Source organism: Mesorhizobium sp. M7A.F.Ce.TU.012.03.2.1, assembly GCF_004006095.1.
Lineage (GTDB): Bacteria > Pseudomonadota > Alphaproteobacteria > Rhizobiales > Rhizobiaceae > Mesorhizobium.
The window spans coordinates 2,721,221-2,736,531 of sequence record NZ_CP034779.1; the positions used below are offsets into that span (position 1 = coordinate 2,721,221).

General features: G+C 63.4%; 16 protein-coding genes and 1 riboswitch. Of the genes, 9 read left to right on the forward strand and 7 right to left on the reverse strand.

Annotated elements, in window-relative coordinates:
* Window positions 1-74: 74 nt before the first annotated feature.
* From EJ079_RS13125 to EJ079_RS13135, 3 genes are read left to right on the forward strand one after another with little or no spacing between them, the layout of a single operon-like run.
* A complete protein-coding gene (locus EJ079_RS13125) occupies window positions 75-863 on the forward strand; it encodes a DUF3108 domain-containing protein (RefSeq protein WP_023811078.1) in 789 nt (262 codons plus the stop codon).
* Window positions 864-897: 34 nt separating this feature from the next.
* Complete coding sequence (locus tag EJ079_RS13130; protein ID WP_127318422.1) at window positions 898-1,833, forward strand: EamA family transporter; 936 nt, start codon at window positions 898-900, stop codon at window positions 1,831-1,833.
* A complete protein-coding gene (locus tag EJ079_RS13135; protein WP_127399012.1) occupies window positions 1,830-2,516 on the forward strand; it encodes a lysoplasmalogenase family protein in 687 nt (228 codons plus the stop codon). Before EJ079_RS13130 ends, EJ079_RS13135 begins: the two co-directional genes overlap by 4 nt.
* 1 nt (window position 2,517) lies before the next feature.
* Here the strand turns inward: EJ079_RS13135 and EJ079_RS13140 are convergent, their stop codons facing one another.
* Window positions 2,518-2,946 (reverse strand): cupin domain-containing protein, encoded by a 429-nt coding sequence (locus EJ079_RS13140; protein WP_127399013.1) that lies wholly within the window; start codon window positions 2,944-2,946, stop codon window positions 2,518-2,520.
* A gap of 19 nt (window positions 2,947-2,965) precedes the next feature.
* Window positions 2,966-3,733 (reverse strand): hydroxyacylglutathione hydrolase, encoded by a 768-nt coding sequence (gene gloB / locus EJ079_RS13145; protein ID WP_127809183.1) that lies wholly within the window; start codon window positions 3,731-3,733, stop codon window positions 2,966-2,968.
* A 136-nt stretch (window positions 3,734-3,869) separates the two neighbouring features.
* On the opposite strand from gloB, the gene EJ079_RS13150 reads away from it, so the two are divergent.
* The 3 genes from EJ079_RS13150 (at window position 3,870) to EJ079_RS13160 (ending at window position 7,501) form a co-directional block, all read left to right on the forward strand.
* A complete protein-coding gene (locus EJ079_RS13150; RefSeq protein WP_127811338.1) occupies window positions 3,870-4,652 on the forward strand; it encodes a methyltransferase domain-containing protein in 783 nt (260 codons plus the stop codon).
* Between the two features lie 132 nt (window positions 4,653-4,784).
* A complete protein-coding gene (locus tag EJ079_RS13155; RefSeq protein WP_127809184.1) occupies window positions 4,785-6,611 on the forward strand; it encodes an ABC transporter ATP-binding protein/permease in 1,827 nt (608 codons plus the stop codon).
* 86 nt (window positions 6,612-6,697) lie between these two features.
* On the forward strand, window positions 6,698-7,501 hold the full coding sequence (locus tag EJ079_RS13160) for a DUF1194 domain-containing protein (protein ID WP_127809185.1): 804 nt from the start codon (window positions 6,698-6,700) through the stop codon (window positions 7,499-7,501).
* Window positions 7,502-7,571: 70 nt separating this feature from the next.
* Here EJ079_RS13160 and EJ079_RS13165 read toward each other — a convergent pair whose 3' ends face one another.
* Complete coding sequence (locus EJ079_RS13165; RefSeq protein ID WP_127396310.1) at window positions 7,572-8,507, reverse strand: glycosyltransferase family A protein; 936 nt, start codon at window positions 8,505-8,507, stop codon at window positions 7,572-7,574.
* Between the two features lie 15 nt (window positions 8,508-8,522).
* Window positions 8,523-9,479 carry a glycosyltransferase gene (locus EJ079_RS13170; protein ID WP_245481865.1) on the reverse strand — a complete coding sequence of 319 codons (957 nt, stop codon included), beginning with the start codon at window positions 9,477-9,479 and terminating at the stop codon, window positions 8,523-8,525.
* Between the two features lie 327 nt (window positions 9,480-9,806).
* On the opposite strand from EJ079_RS13170, the gene EJ079_RS13175 reads away from it, so the two are divergent.
* A complete protein-coding gene (locus EJ079_RS13175; protein WP_127809187.1) occupies window positions 9,807-10,127 on the forward strand; it encodes a DUF1330 domain-containing protein in 321 nt (106 codons plus the stop codon).
* Between the two features lie 7 nt (window positions 10,128-10,134).
* Here the strand turns inward: EJ079_RS13175 and metW are convergent, their stop codons facing one another.
* Both metW and EJ079_RS13185 read right to left on the reverse strand, forming a co-directional pair.
* Window positions 10,135-10,752, reverse strand: coding sequence for a methionine biosynthesis protein MetW (metW, locus tag EJ079_RS13180; RefSeq protein WP_127268377.1), 618 nt, complete (start codon window positions 10,750-10,752; stop codon window positions 10,135-10,137).
* On the reverse strand, window positions 10,749-11,918 hold the full coding sequence (locus tag EJ079_RS13185) for a homoserine O-acetyltransferase (protein WP_127271091.1): 1,170 nt from the start codon (window positions 11,916-11,918) through the stop codon (window positions 10,749-10,751). Before EJ079_RS13185 ends, metW begins: the two co-directional genes overlap by 4 nt.
* 114 nt (window positions 11,919-12,032) lie before the next feature.
* Window positions 12,033-12,110, reverse strand: a riboswitch (SAM riboswitch).
* 136 nt (window positions 12,111-12,246) lie between these two features.
* Between EJ079_RS13185 and hisC the strand changes: the two genes are divergently transcribed.
* Window positions 12,247-13,356, forward strand: a complete 1,110-nt coding sequence (hisC, locus tag EJ079_RS13190; protein ID WP_127809188.1) for a histidinol-phosphate transaminase — start codon at window positions 12,247-12,249, stop codon at window positions 13,354-13,356.
* 5 nt (window positions 13,357-13,361) lie between these two features.
* A complete protein-coding gene (locus tag EJ079_RS13195; RefSeq protein WP_174800311.1) occupies window positions 13,362-14,297 on the forward strand; it encodes a prephenate/arogenate dehydrogenase family protein in 936 nt (311 codons plus the stop codon).
* Between the two features lie 88 nt (window positions 14,298-14,385).
* Here EJ079_RS13195 and EJ079_RS13200 read toward each other — a convergent pair whose 3' ends face one another.
* Window positions 14,386-15,309 carry a sugar kinase gene (locus tag EJ079_RS13200; protein WP_127809190.1) on the reverse strand — a complete coding sequence of 308 codons (924 nt, stop codon included), beginning with the start codon at window positions 15,307-15,309 and terminating at the stop codon, window positions 14,386-14,388.
* Window positions 15,310-15,311: the final 2 nt, after the last annotated feature.

The window sequence follows — 15,311 nt, forward strand, 5'->3', positions numbered from 1 at the left end:
ATAAGCGGTTCCATAGGGACATGCCAGACCGGAGTTGCCCGCCTCCGGCCGAAAATCAAGGACCCGATCCCGCCATGCTTCGTTCGCCACATGCCCTTGTTGCCATGCTTGCCATAGCTTTGCCGTCCGCCGCGTCTGCTGCCTCGCCGCAGTCGTTCAAGGGCGAGTACACAGTGTCGTTCCTCGGCCTTTCGATAGCGAAATCAACGTTTTCCAGCCGCTATGAGAACGGCGCCTACGCGATCCAAGGCAGTGTCACCGCAGCCGGCCTCGCCAAGCTGTTCGACGATACGCGCGGCACGATCTCATCCAAAGGCACGATCGCGGGCAAGAAGATGGTGCCGCAGGCATTCCGCGCCGATTACACCTCCGGCAAGAAGGCATCGGTTGTCGATATCCGCTTTGCCAATGGCAGGGTCACCTCGACGAAGGTCGTGCCGGCGCCGGGCAAACGCGACCCCAAGAACTGGGTACCGCTCGGTGCCGGCGACCTGGCGTCGGTGCTCGATCCCATGGCCGCCACCGTCATTCATGCCGACAGTCTCGACCAGGTCTGCGGCCGCACGGTGAAGTTCTATGACGGCGAGATGCGTGCCGACCTGACGTTGACCTACGCGTCGAAAGGCACGATCTCGGTCCCAGGCTACAAGGGCGACACCGTCACCTGCCAGATGGGCTTCGAGCCGGTGGCGGGTTATCGCAAGGGCCGCAAGGCGCTCAACTATCTCAAGAACAAAAGCCGCATGATGGTGACGTTTGCACCGCTCGGCCAAACCGGCGTATATGCGCCGATCCGTGCCACGGTGGGCACGCAGATCGGCACCTTGACCATCAGCGCCGGGCGTTTCGAAGCCGTACAATAGCCAGGCGCGGAATTGGCGCGCCACTGGAGACAGAATGGGGCGCGCAACACTGATCGGCTTTTCGGCGGTCGCCATGTGGGCGTTGCTCGCACTGCTCACCGATGCGTCGGGCCAGGTGCCGCCGTTCCTCTTGTCGGCGATCACCTTCTCGATCGGCACCGGGGTCGGGCTCATCGCGCGGCTGTTCATGCCGGCACCCGACAAGAGCCAGAAGATACCGCCGCAGGTGTGGCTGATCGGCATTGCCGGCCTGTTCGGCTACCACTTCTTCTATTTCACCGCGCTGCGCAATGCGCCGGCGGTGGAGGCGAGCCTGATCGCCTATCTGTGGCCGCTGCTGATCGTGCTCGGCTCGGCGCTGATGCCGGGCGAAAAACTGGCGTGGAACCATGTCGTCGGCGCGCTGCTCGGCCTTGCCGGCACCGTGCTGATCGTCACCAAGGGTGGCGGGCTGGCCTTCGACGCCCGCTATTCCTTCGGCTATGCCATGGCTGCCGTCTGCGCCGTCCTGTGGTCGTCCTATTCGTTGTTGTCGCGGCGCTTCCCGTCGGTGCCGACCAGCATCGTCACCTGGTTCTGTGCTGCCACCGCGGTGCTGTCGCTCGCCTGCCACCTGGCGCTGGAACAGACCGTTCTGCCCGTCGGCGCCGGCCAGTGGCTGGCGGTGCTTGGTCTTGGCCTGATGCCGGTGGGCGCTGCCTTCTATGCCTGGGACATCGGCGTCAAGCGCGGCAACATCCAGGTGTTGGGTGCCGCAAGCTACGCCGCACCGCTGTTGTCGACGCTGGTGCTGATCGCGGCCGGCGTCGCCGAGCCGTCGCTGCGCATCCTCGCCGCCTGCGTGCTCATCACCGGCGGCGCGGCGCTCGCCGCAAAATCCCTGTTCCTGCGCAAGCCTGCGGCGACCGAGAGCCGAGCCGGGTCATCCGAAGGCGGAGCCCGGGGCATCCAAAGGCGGAGCCGGGCATGACGATGCCGTTTGCGGGCGGTATCGACGCCAATGCCAATGCGACACTGATTTTTTCGCTGGCGGCGGCGATGATCTATGCGTTCACGCTAGGCATGCCGCCGACGCTCGCCCGCTCGGCGGCAAAGACGCTTGCCGTGGCGATGCTTGCCGTTCTGGGCGGGCTACAGGGCGGCCCGCTGCTGCTGGTCGCCGCGCTCGCCCTCAGCGCCGCTGGCGACGCCTTCCTGTCGCGCGACGGCGAAAAGGCCTTTCTCGGCGGGCTGGCCAGTTTTCTCGTCGCCCACATCGTCTATGTCGCGCTGTTCCTGCGCAGCGGTGGCGGATTGGGAGTGCTTGGCGCCGAGCCGTGGCGCGGTGCGATCGCGCTCGCCATGGCGGTGTTCGTGGTCATCATGCTGGCGGCGCTGTGGCGTCGCGTCGGTCCCGGCCTGCGTATCCCGATCACCGTCTATATCGCCGCCATCCTGGCAATGGGCATCTCGGCGCTGACAACAAGCAATATGTGGGTGATCGGTGGCGCCGTGCTGTTCATGGTATCGGACGGGCTGCTCGCCACCGAGAAATTCCTTGTCGCCGCCATCTCGCCCCACCGCGCCTGGATGCGCCTCGCCGTCTGGGCGCTGTACTACGCCGCCCAGCTCGCGACGACACTTGGGTTCCTGCTAAATTTGGGTTCTTATTGAGTTAGGGTTGTTTCGGCTGCCAGCCGGGTTCGGCCAGCTCAAAGGCGGCAAACTCGAAGCCCGGCGCGACGGTGCAGCCGACCAGCGTCCATTCGCCCAGGCTGCGCGCCGACTGCCACCAGCCTGCCGGCACGACGATCTGAGGCCGCTCACCGGCTGCGAGATCGATGCCGAGGACTTGCTCTACAAGGGCGCTGCCTTCTTCCCACATCGAGAGCGCCAGCGGTGCGCCGGCATGGAAATGCCAGACCTCGGCGGCATCCTTGACCCGGTGCCAGGCCGAAACCTGATGCTCCTCAAGCAGGAAATAGATGGCAGTCGAATGGCCGCGCGCGCCGCCGGTGCCATCGCGAAAGGTCTCGGCATACCAGCCGCCTTCCGGATGCGGCTTCAGCCCGAGCGTCGCGATAATTTCTGCGGAGCTGGTCATGGCGACGACACTACCGGGCCTAGAAATTGTCCTTGCGCTTGCGGATTTCGGCAAAGACCTCGGCGTCCGAAGCTTTCTCCAGCCCCAGATGCTTGCGGATCGCCGGATCGTGCCAGCGCAGGAAGGGATTGGTCGACAGCTCTTCGCCGATCGTCGTCGGCAGCGTCGGCTTGTTGTCGGCGCGCAGCTTTTCGATCCTGGCGGCGCGTTCCTTCAATGCCGAATTGGTCGGGTCGACGGTCAGCGCGAAACGGGCGTTGGAGAGCGTATACTCGTGGCCGCAATAGATGGCCGTTTCAGCTGGAAGTGCAGCCAGCTTCTTCAGCGATTCATACATCACCGGCGGCTTGCATTCGAACAGCCGTCCGCAACCCAGCGCAAACAGCGTGTCGGCGGTGAACGCCACACCCGACGCCGGCAAATAATAGGAAACGTGGCCGGCGGTGTGGCCGGGCGTGGCGATGACTTCGATCTTTTCATCGCCAAGATGGAGAACCGAGCCGTCTTCGACGGTCTCGTCGATGCCGGGGATCTTGGCCTTTTCCGCTTCCGGGCCGACGATGCGCAGCTTGAAGCGCTCCTTCAGCGCCAGATTGGCCTCGACGTGATCCATGTGATGATGCGTGGTCAGGATCGTCGTCGGCGTCCAGCCAGTGCGCTTTATCGCTGCCAGGATAGGCGCTTCCTCGGGCGCGTCGATGATCGCGGTCTGGCCGCTTTTGGGATCATGCACCAGCACGCCGAAATTGTCGCTGCGGCACATGAACTGTTCGATTTCGACCGGCATCGCATCTCTCCGTTTATGGCCGCAGACATAGGGCGCCGGCGCGTGGATGTCATCCCGGATGTCGAATGACATCTCGGAATGTCAGATGTCGCGGCCTTTTGTTGAAACCCGCCGATATCACGGCTACATCCCTGCCATGCATTCCGACATCGTCGATCTTCGCTCCTTCTATTCGACAACACTCGGCCGTTTCGCCGAGCGTTCGATCACCATGGCGTTGTCGTCGATATGGGCAGCGGTACCCAACGAGCGGCTGGTTGGTCTGGGTTACACCTTGCCCTGGCTGGAGCGGTTCGGCACCGATGCCGAGCGGGTCTTTGCCTTCATGCCGGCAACGCAAGGCGCGGTGGTGTGGCCGGCGACAGGGCCGACGGCGACGGCACTGGTCTTCGACGAGGAACTGCCGCTGGTCGATTCCTGCATCGACCGCATGCTGCTCGTCCATTCGCTCGAACATGTCGAGAACCCGCGTGAGACGCTGAACGAGATCTGGCGCGTGCTGTCGCCGGCTGGCCGGGTGGTCATCGTCGTGCCCAACCGGCGCGGTGTCTGGGCGCGCTTCGAGCACACCCCATTCGGCAATGGCCGGCCCTTTTCGCGCGGCCAGCTTACCGAATTGCTGCGCGAGGCGAATTTCACGCCCGCCGCCTGGTCCGATGCGCTGTTCTTTCCGCCGTCGAGGCGCCGTTTCATGATGCGCTTCCACAATGTGCTGGAGCGCGCCGGCCGGCGGCTGTGGCCGATCTTTTCCGGCGTCATCGTCGTCGAGGCGCAGAAACGGCTCTATCAAGGCGTGCCCGTCGTCCAGCGCGCCTCGCGCCGCGTCTTCGTGCCGGTGCTGTCGCCGCATGGCGCCACCCGGCTTGGCCGTCACAAAGCCGATGCCGAGCCCTCGGCTGCGCGGGTGACGGCTTCGTGATCACGGCAAACGTGCCTGACGTCGTTTCCCGGCCTATCTGTCGCAAGTGGACCGACAGGCCATCCGGCAGCCCATACGAACGCCTGGCAAATTTCTCCATCCGGTTTCGGCACTGACGCAAGGACCTCGGCCATGGCTGATCAACCGGACAATGCCGCCGTCGTTCAGCCGGTTGCGGTGGCGGTCGAAGCCAGCAGCCTGCGCGATCAGGTGGCGACGATCCGGCGGGCGCTGGCGGGATCGCCGGTTCGCAAATGGTTGCTGTGGACGTCGGTCGGTATCATGGCCGTGATCATCGCAACGTCGATCGGCCAGGTTCTGCTCAACCGCTGGAACCAGCCTTTCTACGATGCGCTTGCGCGCCGCGACATGGCGGCCTTCCTGCACCAGCTCCTCGTCTTCGCGATGATCGCCGGCGGGCTGCTGGTGCTCAATATCGGCCAGACCTGGCTCAACCAGATGATCAGGCTCAAACTGCGCGAGGCGCTGACGCTGGATCTGATCGATCAGTGGATGCGGCCGGCGCGCGCCTTCCGGTTGGCCAATGCCGGCGCCATCGGCGTCAATCCCGACCAGCGCATGCAGCAGGACGCCGCGCATCTGTCCGACCTGTCAACCGATCTCGGCGTCGGGCTGCTGCAGTCGTGCATCCTGCTCGTGTCCTTCGTCGGGGTGCTGTGGGAGCTGTCCTCGGGCTTCGTGTTCCACATCGGCGGGACCTCGCTGGCCATACCGGGCTACATGGTCTGGGCCGCTATCCTTTACGCCGGCATCGCTTCCTGGCTGAGCTGGCTGGTCGGGCGCCCGCTCATCCGCCTGAACAGCGACCGCTATACACGCGAAGCCGAGCTGCGCTCCTCGATGGTGCGCGTCAACGAGAATGTCGATGCCATTGCGTTGTATCATGGCGAGGCCGACGCAAGGCGGCGGCTCGAACTCGATCTCGGCACGGTGCTGGGTGCCATGCGGCGCATCTACACCGCCCAGATCAACCTGTCCTGGGTGACCGACACCTATGGCTGGATCACCGTCGTGGCGCCCATACTGGTCGCTTCGCCGGTCTATTTCTCAGGTGATATCAGCTTTGGCGGGCTGATGATGGCGGTCGGCGCCTTCAACCAGGTCCACTCTTCCTTGCGCTGGTTCATCAACAACATCGGCAGCATCGCCGATTGGCGCGCCACGCTGATGCGCGTGGCCGATTTCCGCATCGCGCTCGATGAAACCGATGCGCTGCACGACACGGAAAAGCGCATCGCCTTCGGCCAAAACGTCGATGGCAGCCTGACTTTCGAGAAGCTCGAAGTGACCTCGCCGGAGGGTTGCACCAGACTCGCCGATCCGCATGTCGAAATCCGCCCCGGCGAGCGCGTCATGATCACCGGCGACCCCGGTGCGGGCAAGACGCTGTTCTTTCGTGCCATTGCCGGCCTGTGGCCATGGGGAAGCGGCCGGATCGGCCTGCCGTCGGGAGAAACCCCCATATTCGTGCCGCGCGTGCCTTATTTTCCGGTCGGCACGTTGCGCGAAGTCCTCGATCACCCGAACGGGCCCGCGCCGGCGAACGATGCCGACATTTCGGCGGTGCTGGCCGAGGTCGGTCTGGGACGGCTGTCCTCATCGCTCGACCGTGCGGGGCGTTGGGACCATGAGTTGGGCGATGACGAACAACGCTCGCTGGCCTTCGCCAGGCTCGCGTTGCGGCAGCCGAAATGGGTGATAATCGACGAGGCGCTGGATGCGTTCGACGGCCCATCGCTAAGACGCGTGCTGTCGATGCTCGAGAAGCGTTTGCCGGGGACAGCGATCCTCAACATCGGGCGCGGCCAGCACAACAACCACTTCTTCCCGCGCGCGTTGACGATCGTCAAGGATTCCGGTGCGCCAGCCCTGAAGCCCGCCCGCGTCAGGGCCGGCGCGATCGAACCGCCGCCAGCCGCCGCTCGTCGCAAGAAATGAGCTGATTTCCGGGCGGGGGAAGCAAAGCTTTATTTTGCCGCGATCGCGAGGGAAGCTCCTCGGGAGAAACAACCCTGGCGACGGCCATGCTTCATGCCCTGCGCCTGCTTGCCTGTCTTGCCTGCGCCCAGGCTGCCCCGATGGCCTCGCCGGCGGATGCGCTCGCCGTCGACGTCGAGCTGGTGCTGGCGGTCGACATCTCGCTGTCGATGGACGAGAAGGAGTTCGCCCTGCAGCGGGCCGGTTATGTCGAGGCGCTGCGGCATCCCGACTTCATCAAGGCTGTCCGCGCCGGCGCCACGGGCCGCATAGCGCTGACCTATTTCGAATGGGCCGGCACGGTGCGCGACGACGCGGTCATCGGCTGGCAGATTATCGATAGTGCCGAGAGCGCGAACAGCTTTGCCGACAAGGTCGCGGCTCGCCCGTTCCGCAGCTTTCGCGGCACTTCGATTTCCGGCGCGCTGGCCTTCGGCACCGAGCTTTTCGACCGCACGTCTTTCCAGGGCGAACGCAGCGTCATCGACATTTCGGGCGACGGACCGAACAATATCGGGCCGCCGGTCACCGCGACGCGTGATGCGGCGACTGCCAAAGGCATCGTCGTCAACAGGCTGCCGATCCTGATCAGCCCGTCGCCCACCTTCAGCCATCTCGACCAGTATTATGCGCAGTGCGTGATCGGCGGACCCGGTTCCTTCGTGCTGCCTATCTATGCCGCCGCCGAGTTTTCGACAGCCATCCGGCGCAAGCTGCTCCTGGAAGTGAGCGGCATTCAGGACGAGGTGAGAAGCATCCCCATCGACGCGGCGACGCCGATAGACTGCCTGCAAGGCGAACGGGACAGGCGGTTTCTATCGGATCCGTATTTTCCCGAACTTGACCGTTGAGCTCTCGACAGAGGGGTTAACGCGATCCGGAGGGAAAACCGTTCCACAATTTCCCGGAATCCCTCTCGGTTTAAGCGGGCCGGGCACCAAATTGATTGCGAAACTCGTTGGAGAGATCGCGGCGCCAGCGCCGGCCGTGGACATAGCCTTGCATCAATTCCGGCAGCGAATAGCCAAGCGTTTTGGATGAACGGTTGGCCATGTAGCCCTGAAATGCCTCCGGTATCCTGCCTCGCAGGATGTCGGCGATGAGTTGCCGCGAGATCATGTAAGGCGGAATGTGCGGGTAGGCATGGGCAATATGCGGATGTTTGCCCATCAGGTTCGCATAGGCCTCGACATAGCCGTCACGGCGGCCGGAAATCGAGTTCTCCGAATTGTATTTCGTCCAGTCCAGATCCCTGGACAACTGCGCACCGAAGCGCCGGGCAAGGCGCAGCAGCAATTCGCGATCCTGCATGCGGGTGATGTCGCTGTCGTAGCCGCCGATGGCCAGCAAGGCTTCGCGGCGAGCCGTGATCGCGGAGCCGGCAATGAAGATGGTCTGCCCAACCAGCGTCCGCTCAAGCATTGCGGGGCTCACGAACGCCTCGGGGTTGACGCAGTTTGTGATGCGACTGCCTTTCAGGGACACGAACGAACTGATCAGCACTTGCAGTACAGGATTTTCCTCGAACCAGGTCAGGGTTCGTTCGAGCCGGTGCGGCATGTAGATGTCGTCCGAATCGAGGAACGTCACCAACGGTGCCCGCGCGCGCTCGATGCCGGCATTCCTGGCTGCGTTGGCGCCTCGCCATTTCGCCCCGACATAGATCAGCCGCGGGTCCTGGATGCGGGCCAGCGCCGATTCGGTCCCATCGGTCGAACCATCGTCGACGACAATGTGCTCAAGCCTCGACATGCTCTGGGAGAGTACGCTTTCCACGGCGCGCAACACCGTTTCGCGTCGGTTGTGGGTCGGCGTAATGACCGTGATGAGAGGTGTCGGTTCGATGGTTTTGCCCATTTTGACCATAGTGCTTCAGCTATGTCCCACGTAGAGGGGCACGTTTTCAACCTTGTCCCGAACCAGCCCAAGGGCCATGGCCGCTTGTGCACAAAAAACCAGCGCGCAAAAGGCCAATCCGACGATCAGTGCAAACGGGATCTGCCATGCCGGCATTCCGAGCCGAGTTGCATGCGTCAGAATACGCCCGCCCACTTTCCAGGATGTCGAAAACCAACGTCTTGTCGCCTTCAGCACTCGCGCGGCTTGGGATGGCGATGCCAGTGCCACATATTTCCGGTCCGCATCGCGCCCGGTGACCAGGGCACGCCAAAAGAAAAACCGCCAACCGCGCGGAGGATCATGGCTGGCCCGGGCATCGACTCTGACAAAATCATGCCCGCTTGCTCGTAACTGGCTGGTGAGCAACGTGCAAGAAACCTTGAATCCATTGCTGGCCGGAAAGGGATGGCCGGCTAACCAGCTTCTGCGGAAGGCGCAATTGTTGGCGTTCATCGCGCGCTTGGAGGCAAAGCGTCGATCACCATCACGCAGCGGGAAGAACCACAGAAGCGCAAAGGTCCGCGAAGCGAAATCGTCACAGCCGAGATAGGTGTAACCGTTCACGGCGATCGTCTTCGGATCTTGGAGCGGTTTGAGAAGTGCCGACAGCCAGCCGTCTTCGATCACTGTATCGGAATCGCAGAAAATGACGATGTCGCCCTTGGCCAACGCGGCGCCTGCGTTCTTGACCTCATAGTACCGGCCGCCTGTGCAGGCGCTGAAGACCGTATTTGCTGCCATGCCAAGTTGCGGAACAATTTCGGTGAGACGATGCCGGAGAATCGGTGTGTCGGTATCTGGTCCGCTGTGAACGACGATGACCTCCGGTTTCAGGTATTGACCGGTTGTCGTCACGGCTTTTATTTCCCGTGCCAAAGCGCTGAACGAAACGCCGATCTCATCTTCATTGATGGACTTGGCGTTTTCCATTTCGACAACGATCGAATAGGTCAGGTTCCCCGCTCCGTGCTTCGCTCGGCATCGCGTCCGGCATGACGCTACGAAAAACATGCTCCCGTGTCATCATCTGGTTGCAGAGTTCAATCCGTCCGCAACCCCGAATTCGCAACCTTGCGTCTCAACGGCAACACCCTGAGGGCCGGAGACTGGAAACCGCCTCAGGATCGCGCAGGCCGATTCGTCTTGATCGCCTCATCTCATTCTTATTACTTTTGGGGTAATCGAATTCTGTCACAACCCTTGGCAATCTGTGCCTTCGGAGCCGGCAATCGGCTTCGATTGAAAGGGAGTGCACTTATGACCGCTTACGCCGTCGCCCATATGCGCCAAGCCACGATGGGCCCGCAGATCATCGAATACCTGCACAAGATCGATGCCACGCTGGAACCTTTCGGCGGCCGTTTTCTGGTCCATGGCGGCGATGTCGAGGTGATCGAGAACAACTGGCCGGGCCATCTGGTCATCATCGAATTTCCCGACAGGCAGCATGTGCATGGCTGGTACAATTCGCCCGCCTATCAAGCGATTCTGGCGCTGCGCACGGACAATTCGGAGGCCGACGTGGTGTTTGCTGACGGCGTCGAACATCCGCACAAGGCCACGGACATCCTCGATTAGCTTGCGGCTACTGCCGTTTCAGCAGGAACACTGCCTGCTGGCCGAAGAAGTTCCAGAACCACCACGGCATCGACAGGCCGATCTTCTGGCCGTTGGCGTCGAGAGCGGTTGCCTTCTCGACGGTCGCGCCGAGCTCGTCGCACAGATTGACGAAGTCGCGGATGGTGCAGAAGTGGATGTTGGGCGTGTCGTACCAGGAATAGGGCAGGTCCTTGGTCACCGGCATGCGGCCGTTGACGAACAGTGACAGACGCACACGCCAATGGCCGAAATTGGGGAAGGAGACGATGGCGCGATTGCCGATCCTGAGCAGTTCGTCGAGCACCAGCTTCGGGTTGCGGGTGGCCTGCAGCGTCTGCGAGAGGACGACGAAGTCAAAGCCCTTGTCGGGATAGAATTCGAGATCCTTGTCGGCATCGCCCTGGATGACCGAGAGGCCGCGCGCCACGCATTCGTTGACGCCGCGCTGCGACAGCTCGAGCCCACGGCCGTCGACCTGCTTGCTGTCCTGCAGCAATTCGAGCAGCGAGCCGTCGCCCGAGCCGACATCGAGCACGCGCGACTGTGGTGGGATGAGGTTGGCGACGACTTCAAGGTCGACGCGCTGGTCGCGGTTGACGCTCATAGGCCCAGCCCTCTCGCCCTGGCGGCCGAGCCGATGAAGCCGTTGATGGCGGCAAACAGTTCCGGCTCGTCGAGCAGGAATGCGTCGTGGCCGCGGTCGGTCTCGATCTCGACGAAGGATACCGATGCTCCGGCGGCGTTGAGCGCATGCACGATCGAGCGGCTCTCCTCGGTCGGAAAAAGCCAGTCCGAGGTGAACGACACCAGGCAGAAGCGGGTTTTCGTGCCGGCGAAAGCATCGGCCAGCCGGCCGCCATGGTCGGCGGCAAGGTCGAAATAGTCCATCGACCGCGTCATGTAGAGGTAGGAATTGGCGTCGAAGCGATCGACGAAGGTCATGCCCTGGTGGCGCAGATAGCTTTCGATCTGGAAGTCGGCGTCAAAGCCGAAGGTCAGCGCTTCGCGATCCTGCAGATTGCGGCCGAACTTGCGGTGCAGGGCGGCTTCCGACAGGTAAGTGATGTGGGCGGCCATGCGCGCCACCGCCAGGCCCTTTTCCGGGCGTTTACCGTGCTCGAAATATTTGCCGCCATGCCAGTCCGGATCGGCCATGACAGCCTGGCGGCCAACCTCATGAAAGGCGATGTTCTGCGAGGAATGGCGCGCGCCGGTGGCGATCGGCAGCGCCGAGAAGACGCGCTCCGGATAGCTCGACGCCCATTCCAGCACCTGCATGCCGCCCATCGAGCCGCCGAGCACGCAAAACAGTTTCTCGATGCCGAAATGGTCGATCAGCATCTGCTGCGCCCGCACCATGTCGCGAATGGTGATAATGGGCAGGTCAAGCCCGTAGGGCTTGCCGGTGGCGGGATTGGTCGAGGCCGGACCGGTGGACCCAAGGCAACCGCCGATAACGTTGGAGCAGATGACGAAGAAGCGATTGGTGTCGATGATCTTGCCGGGGCCGATCAGCACTTCCCACCAGCCAGGCTTGCCGGTCACCGGATTGGTGCTGGCGACGTGCTGGTCTCCGGTCAGTGCATGGCAGACGAGGATGGCGTTGGAGCGGGCATCGTTCAGCGTGCCGTAGGTCTGGTAGGCGATCTGGAACGGTGACAGCAGCGTGCCGGCGTCCAGCTTGAGCGGCTTGTCGGATCCAAAACGCAAAACCGGGCTCGACGGCTGGTCGACCTCGTTGTTGGTTTTGCGGGCGCGCAGAACGGCCATGACATCCATCTCACACTTTGAGCCCACGCATCGCGCTTGTCGAAAGTCGATGCCGATACGGGTGTCCGGCCGGGGCGGACAACAAAAAACCGGCATTGCAGTCGCAAAGCCGGTTACAGGATGCAAACGGCCCTTTAGCAAGTTGTTTAACGTGGCTGCAAGCCGACCGGCCAAATCACCACGGAAGTTCGCACCCCTTCTAGGGCTGTGGCGCGCCGTCGTCAACGGCCAGCCCTGGGCGATGGCTGTCGCCTCTCGACATTGCAGGCCACGGCTTGTATTTCCGCTGCGGCTTCCCTCAGGAAGCGTTCTCGACGGATTTTGCGACATGAGCCAGACACCGGACCAGGCACGTCCAACCCCGCGTGCGGGCATCATGGACATCGACGCCTATGTGCCGGGCAAGAGCACGGCGCCCGCCGGCGTCGCCAAGGTCCACAAGCTGTCATCAAACGAGAATCCGCTAGGGCCCTCGCCGAAAGCGATCGAAGCCGCGCGCGAGATTGCCGGCAAGCTCGACATCTATCCCGACGGCACCGCCAGGCGGCTGCGCGAAGCGATCGCCGAGGTGCACGGCCTCAACCCGCAGAACATCATCTGTTCCAACGGTTCCGACGAGATTCTCGGCCTGCTGGCGCAGACCTATCTGGCGCCCGGCGACGAGGCCGTCATCACCGAACACGCCTTCATGGTCTACAAGATCTACATCCAGTCGGCGGGTGCCGTTCCGGTGACGATCAAGGAAAGAGACGAGCGCGCCGACATCGACGCCATCCTGGCCGCGGTCACGCCGCGCACCAAGATCGTGTTCCTCGCCAATCCCAACAACCCGACCGGCACCTATGTACCGTTCCAGGAGGTACGCCGGCTGCATGCCACGCTGCCGAAGAACGTGCTTCTGGTGCTCGACGCGGCCTATGCCGAATATGTCCGCCGCAACGACTATGAGGCCGGCATCGAACTGGTCGGCAGCACCGAGAACGTGGTGATGACCCGTACCTTCTCCAAGATCGGCCTGGGTGGCGCGCGGATCGGCTGGATGTATGCGCCGATGCATATCGTCGACGCCATCAACCGCGTGCGCGGTCCCTTCAACGTCAATGCGACGGCGATCGAGGCCGGTATCGCAGCCATCCGCGACCGCGCCCATGTCGAGCGCAGCGTGGCGCACAACGAGACCTGGCTTGCCTGGTTGAGCGAGGAATTCACAAAGCTCGGGCTGCGGGTGACACCCAGCGTCGGCAATTTCATCCTCGTTCACTTTCCCGAGGACGAGAAACATTCCGCAGCGGCGGCGGACGACTATCTGACGGCGCGCGGCTATATATTGCGGCGCGTTTCGGGCTATGGCTTTCCCAACGCGTTGCGCATGACCGTCGGCACCGAAGAGGCCAATCGCGGCGTTGTCGCCGCTCTCACGACATTCCTGAAAAGCTAGAGACCATGACATCACCGATGTTTGAAAAGATCGCGCTGGTCGGCATCGGCCTGATCGGCTCGTCGCTGGCCCGCGTCATCCGCCGCGAAGGGCTGGCCCGTCACGTGGCCATATCAACGCGCAGTGCGGCGACGCTGGCGCGAGCCGAGGAACTCGGGCTGGGCGATAGCTATACTACCGATGCGAGAGAAGCTGTCCGCGATGCCGACCTGGTCATCGTCTCGGTGCCGGTCGGCTCGTCCGGCGCGGTGGCCGAGGAAATCGCGCCGGCGCTGAAGCCGGGCGCGATCCTCACCGATGTCGGCTCGACCAAGGCGTCTGTCATCGCGCAGATGCAGCCTTATGTGCCTGAAGGCGTCCATTTCATTCCCGGCCATCCGCTGGCGGGCACGGAAAAATCCGGCCCCGACGCCGGTTTCGCCGACCTGTTCGACAATCGCTGGTGCATCTTCACGCCGCTGCCCGACACCGACCCGGACGCGCTGGAGAGGCTGTCGGAGTTCTGGCGCCGCTGCGGCGCCAACATCGACACGATGGACCCGCAGCATCACGACATGACGCTGGCCATCGTCTCGCATTTGCCGCACATCATCGCCTACAACATCGTCGGCACCGCCGATGATCTGCAGTCGGTGACCAAGTCCGAAGTGATCAAATATTCGGCTTCCGGCTTCCGCGACTTCACCCGCCTTGCCGCCTCGGACCCGACCATGTGGCGGGATGTCTGCCTGCACAACAAGGACGCCATCCTCGAAATGCTGGCGCGGTTCTCGGAAGACCTTGCGTCGCTGCAACGCGCGATCCGCTGGGGCGATGGCGAAAAGCTCTTCGACCTGTTCACCCGGACGCGGGCTGTGCGCCGCTCGATCATCGAAGCCGGCCAGGACATCGACGTGCCCGATTTCGGTCGCCAGGCCGTCGAGCACCCCGCGAAGGGCTAGAGCAATTCCAGGAAAAGTGTGAGGCGTTTTTCCCGGGAAAAGCGCTAGCGCTTTCCCTTGGGAATTGCGTCAAAACAAAGCGTCGGTTTCAGGCTGGCCAGGTCTGCGCAACCATGGCCAGCGTCTCGGCCCTATCCGGCGCGCCCAGCCTGCCGCCGAAGCGCAGGCATTTGAGCGCCGCGGCCGCACTGGCAAAGCGCAAAGCCTGCTCGACCGGCATGGCTTCCGCCAACCCGACGGCGAAAGCACCGTGGAAGACATCGCCGGCGGCCAACGTGTCAACCGCCTTGACCCTTGGCGCCGCGACATGGCGCACATAGCCTGCGCGACGGTCGTGCCACCAACAGCCCGCCGCGCCGCCGGTTACCGCGACAAAGGCGTCGGTGCGGCTGGCGAGATCGGCGCAAGCCGTTTCCGGATCGAGCGCCTGGCCGCAGACGATGCGCGCCGCCGGCTCCGAAGCGACGATGTGCGTGGCGAGCGGCAACAGCTGTTCCAGAACTTCCAGCGGCGCGGTGTCGGCATCGAGGATCGCCGGACGCCCAACGGCGCGTGCCGCCTTGAGTGCCAACGCTGCCGCGCCCGGCCAGCGGACATCGACCAGCACGGCGTCGAATGCGGTGAGGTCGGCGACCGGCAAGACTTCGGGATCGGCCTGGGCCAGCCCGTCATAGAACGGCACGATGATGCGCTCGCCATGCGCGTCGACCAGGATCGAGGCCAGCGCCGAGCGGGCGCCTCTGACGCGGCGCACAAAGGTGCAATCGACGCCTTCGGCCTCGATGCCGGCGATGAGCTGGTCGGCGACGGCATCGTCGCCCGCACTCGCCCACAGCGATACCTCGGCGCCCAGGCGATGCGCGGCGCAGGCAGCACTGGTGGCCATGCCCGAGGCGATCTGGACGCCGTCGGAGGCAATGAACTTGCCTTGATGCACAGGCAGTGTCTCGACGCGCAGGATGGTGTCCAGCGTCAAGGCGCCAACGCTCAGCAGCTTCACGGGTTTTGCCATGG

Coding starts and splice junctions, on each gene's coding strand:
- EJ079_RS13125 (WP_023811078.1), top strand. CDS start 75: ATGCTTCGTTCGCCACATGCCCTTGTTGCCATGCTTGCCATAGCTTTG.
- EJ079_RS13130 (WP_127318422.1), top strand. CDS start 898: ATGGGGCGCGCAACACTGATCGGCTTTTCGGCGGTCGCCATGTGGGCG.
- EJ079_RS13135 (WP_127399012.1), top strand. CDS start 1,830: ATGACGATGCCGTTTGCGGGCGGTATCGACGCCAATGCCAATGCGACA.
- EJ079_RS13140 (WP_127399013.1), bottom strand. CDS start 2,946: ATGACCAGCTCCGCAGAAATTATCGCGACGCTCGGGCTGAAGCCGCAT.
- gloB (WP_127809183.1), bottom strand. CDS start 3,733: ATGCCGGTCGAAATCGAACAGTTCATGTGCCGCAGCGACAATTTCGGC.
- EJ079_RS13150 (WP_127811338.1), top strand. CDS start 3,870: ATGCATTCCGACATCGTCGATCTTCGCTCCTTCTATTCGACAACACTC.
- EJ079_RS13155 (WP_127809184.1), top strand. CDS start 4,785: ATGGCTGATCAACCGGACAATGCCGCCGTCGTTCAGCCGGTTGCGGTG.
- EJ079_RS13160 (WP_127809185.1), top strand. CDS start 6,698: ATGCTTCATGCCCTGCGCCTGCTTGCCTGTCTTGCCTGCGCCCAGGCT.
- EJ079_RS13165 (WP_127396310.1), bottom strand. CDS start 8,507: ATGGGCAAAACCATCGAACCGACACCTCTCATCACGGTCATTACGCCG.
- EJ079_RS13170 (WP_245481865.1), bottom strand. CDS start 9,479: ATGGAAAACGCCAAGTCCATCAATGAAGATGAGATCGGCGTTTCGTTC.
- EJ079_RS13175 (WP_127809187.1), top strand. CDS start 9,807: ATGACCGCTTACGCCGTCGCCCATATGCGCCAAGCCACGATGGGCCCG.
- metW (WP_127268377.1), bottom strand. CDS start 10,752: ATGAGCGTCAACCGCGACCAGCGCGTCGACCTTGAAGTCGTCGCCAAC.
- EJ079_RS13185 (WP_127271091.1), bottom strand. CDS start 11,918: ATGGCCGTTCTGCGCGCCCGCAAAACCAACAACGAGGTCGACCAGCCG.
- hisC (WP_127809188.1), top strand. CDS start 12,247: ATGAGCCAGACACCGGACCAGGCACGTCCAACCCCGCGTGCGGGCATC.
- EJ079_RS13195 (WP_174800311.1), top strand. CDS start 13,362: ATGACATCACCGATGTTTGAAAAGATCGCGCTGGTCGGCATCGGCCTG.
- EJ079_RS13200 (WP_127809190.1), bottom strand. CDS start 15,309: ATGGCAAAACCCGTGAAGCTGCTGAGCGTTGGCGCCTTGACGCTGGAC.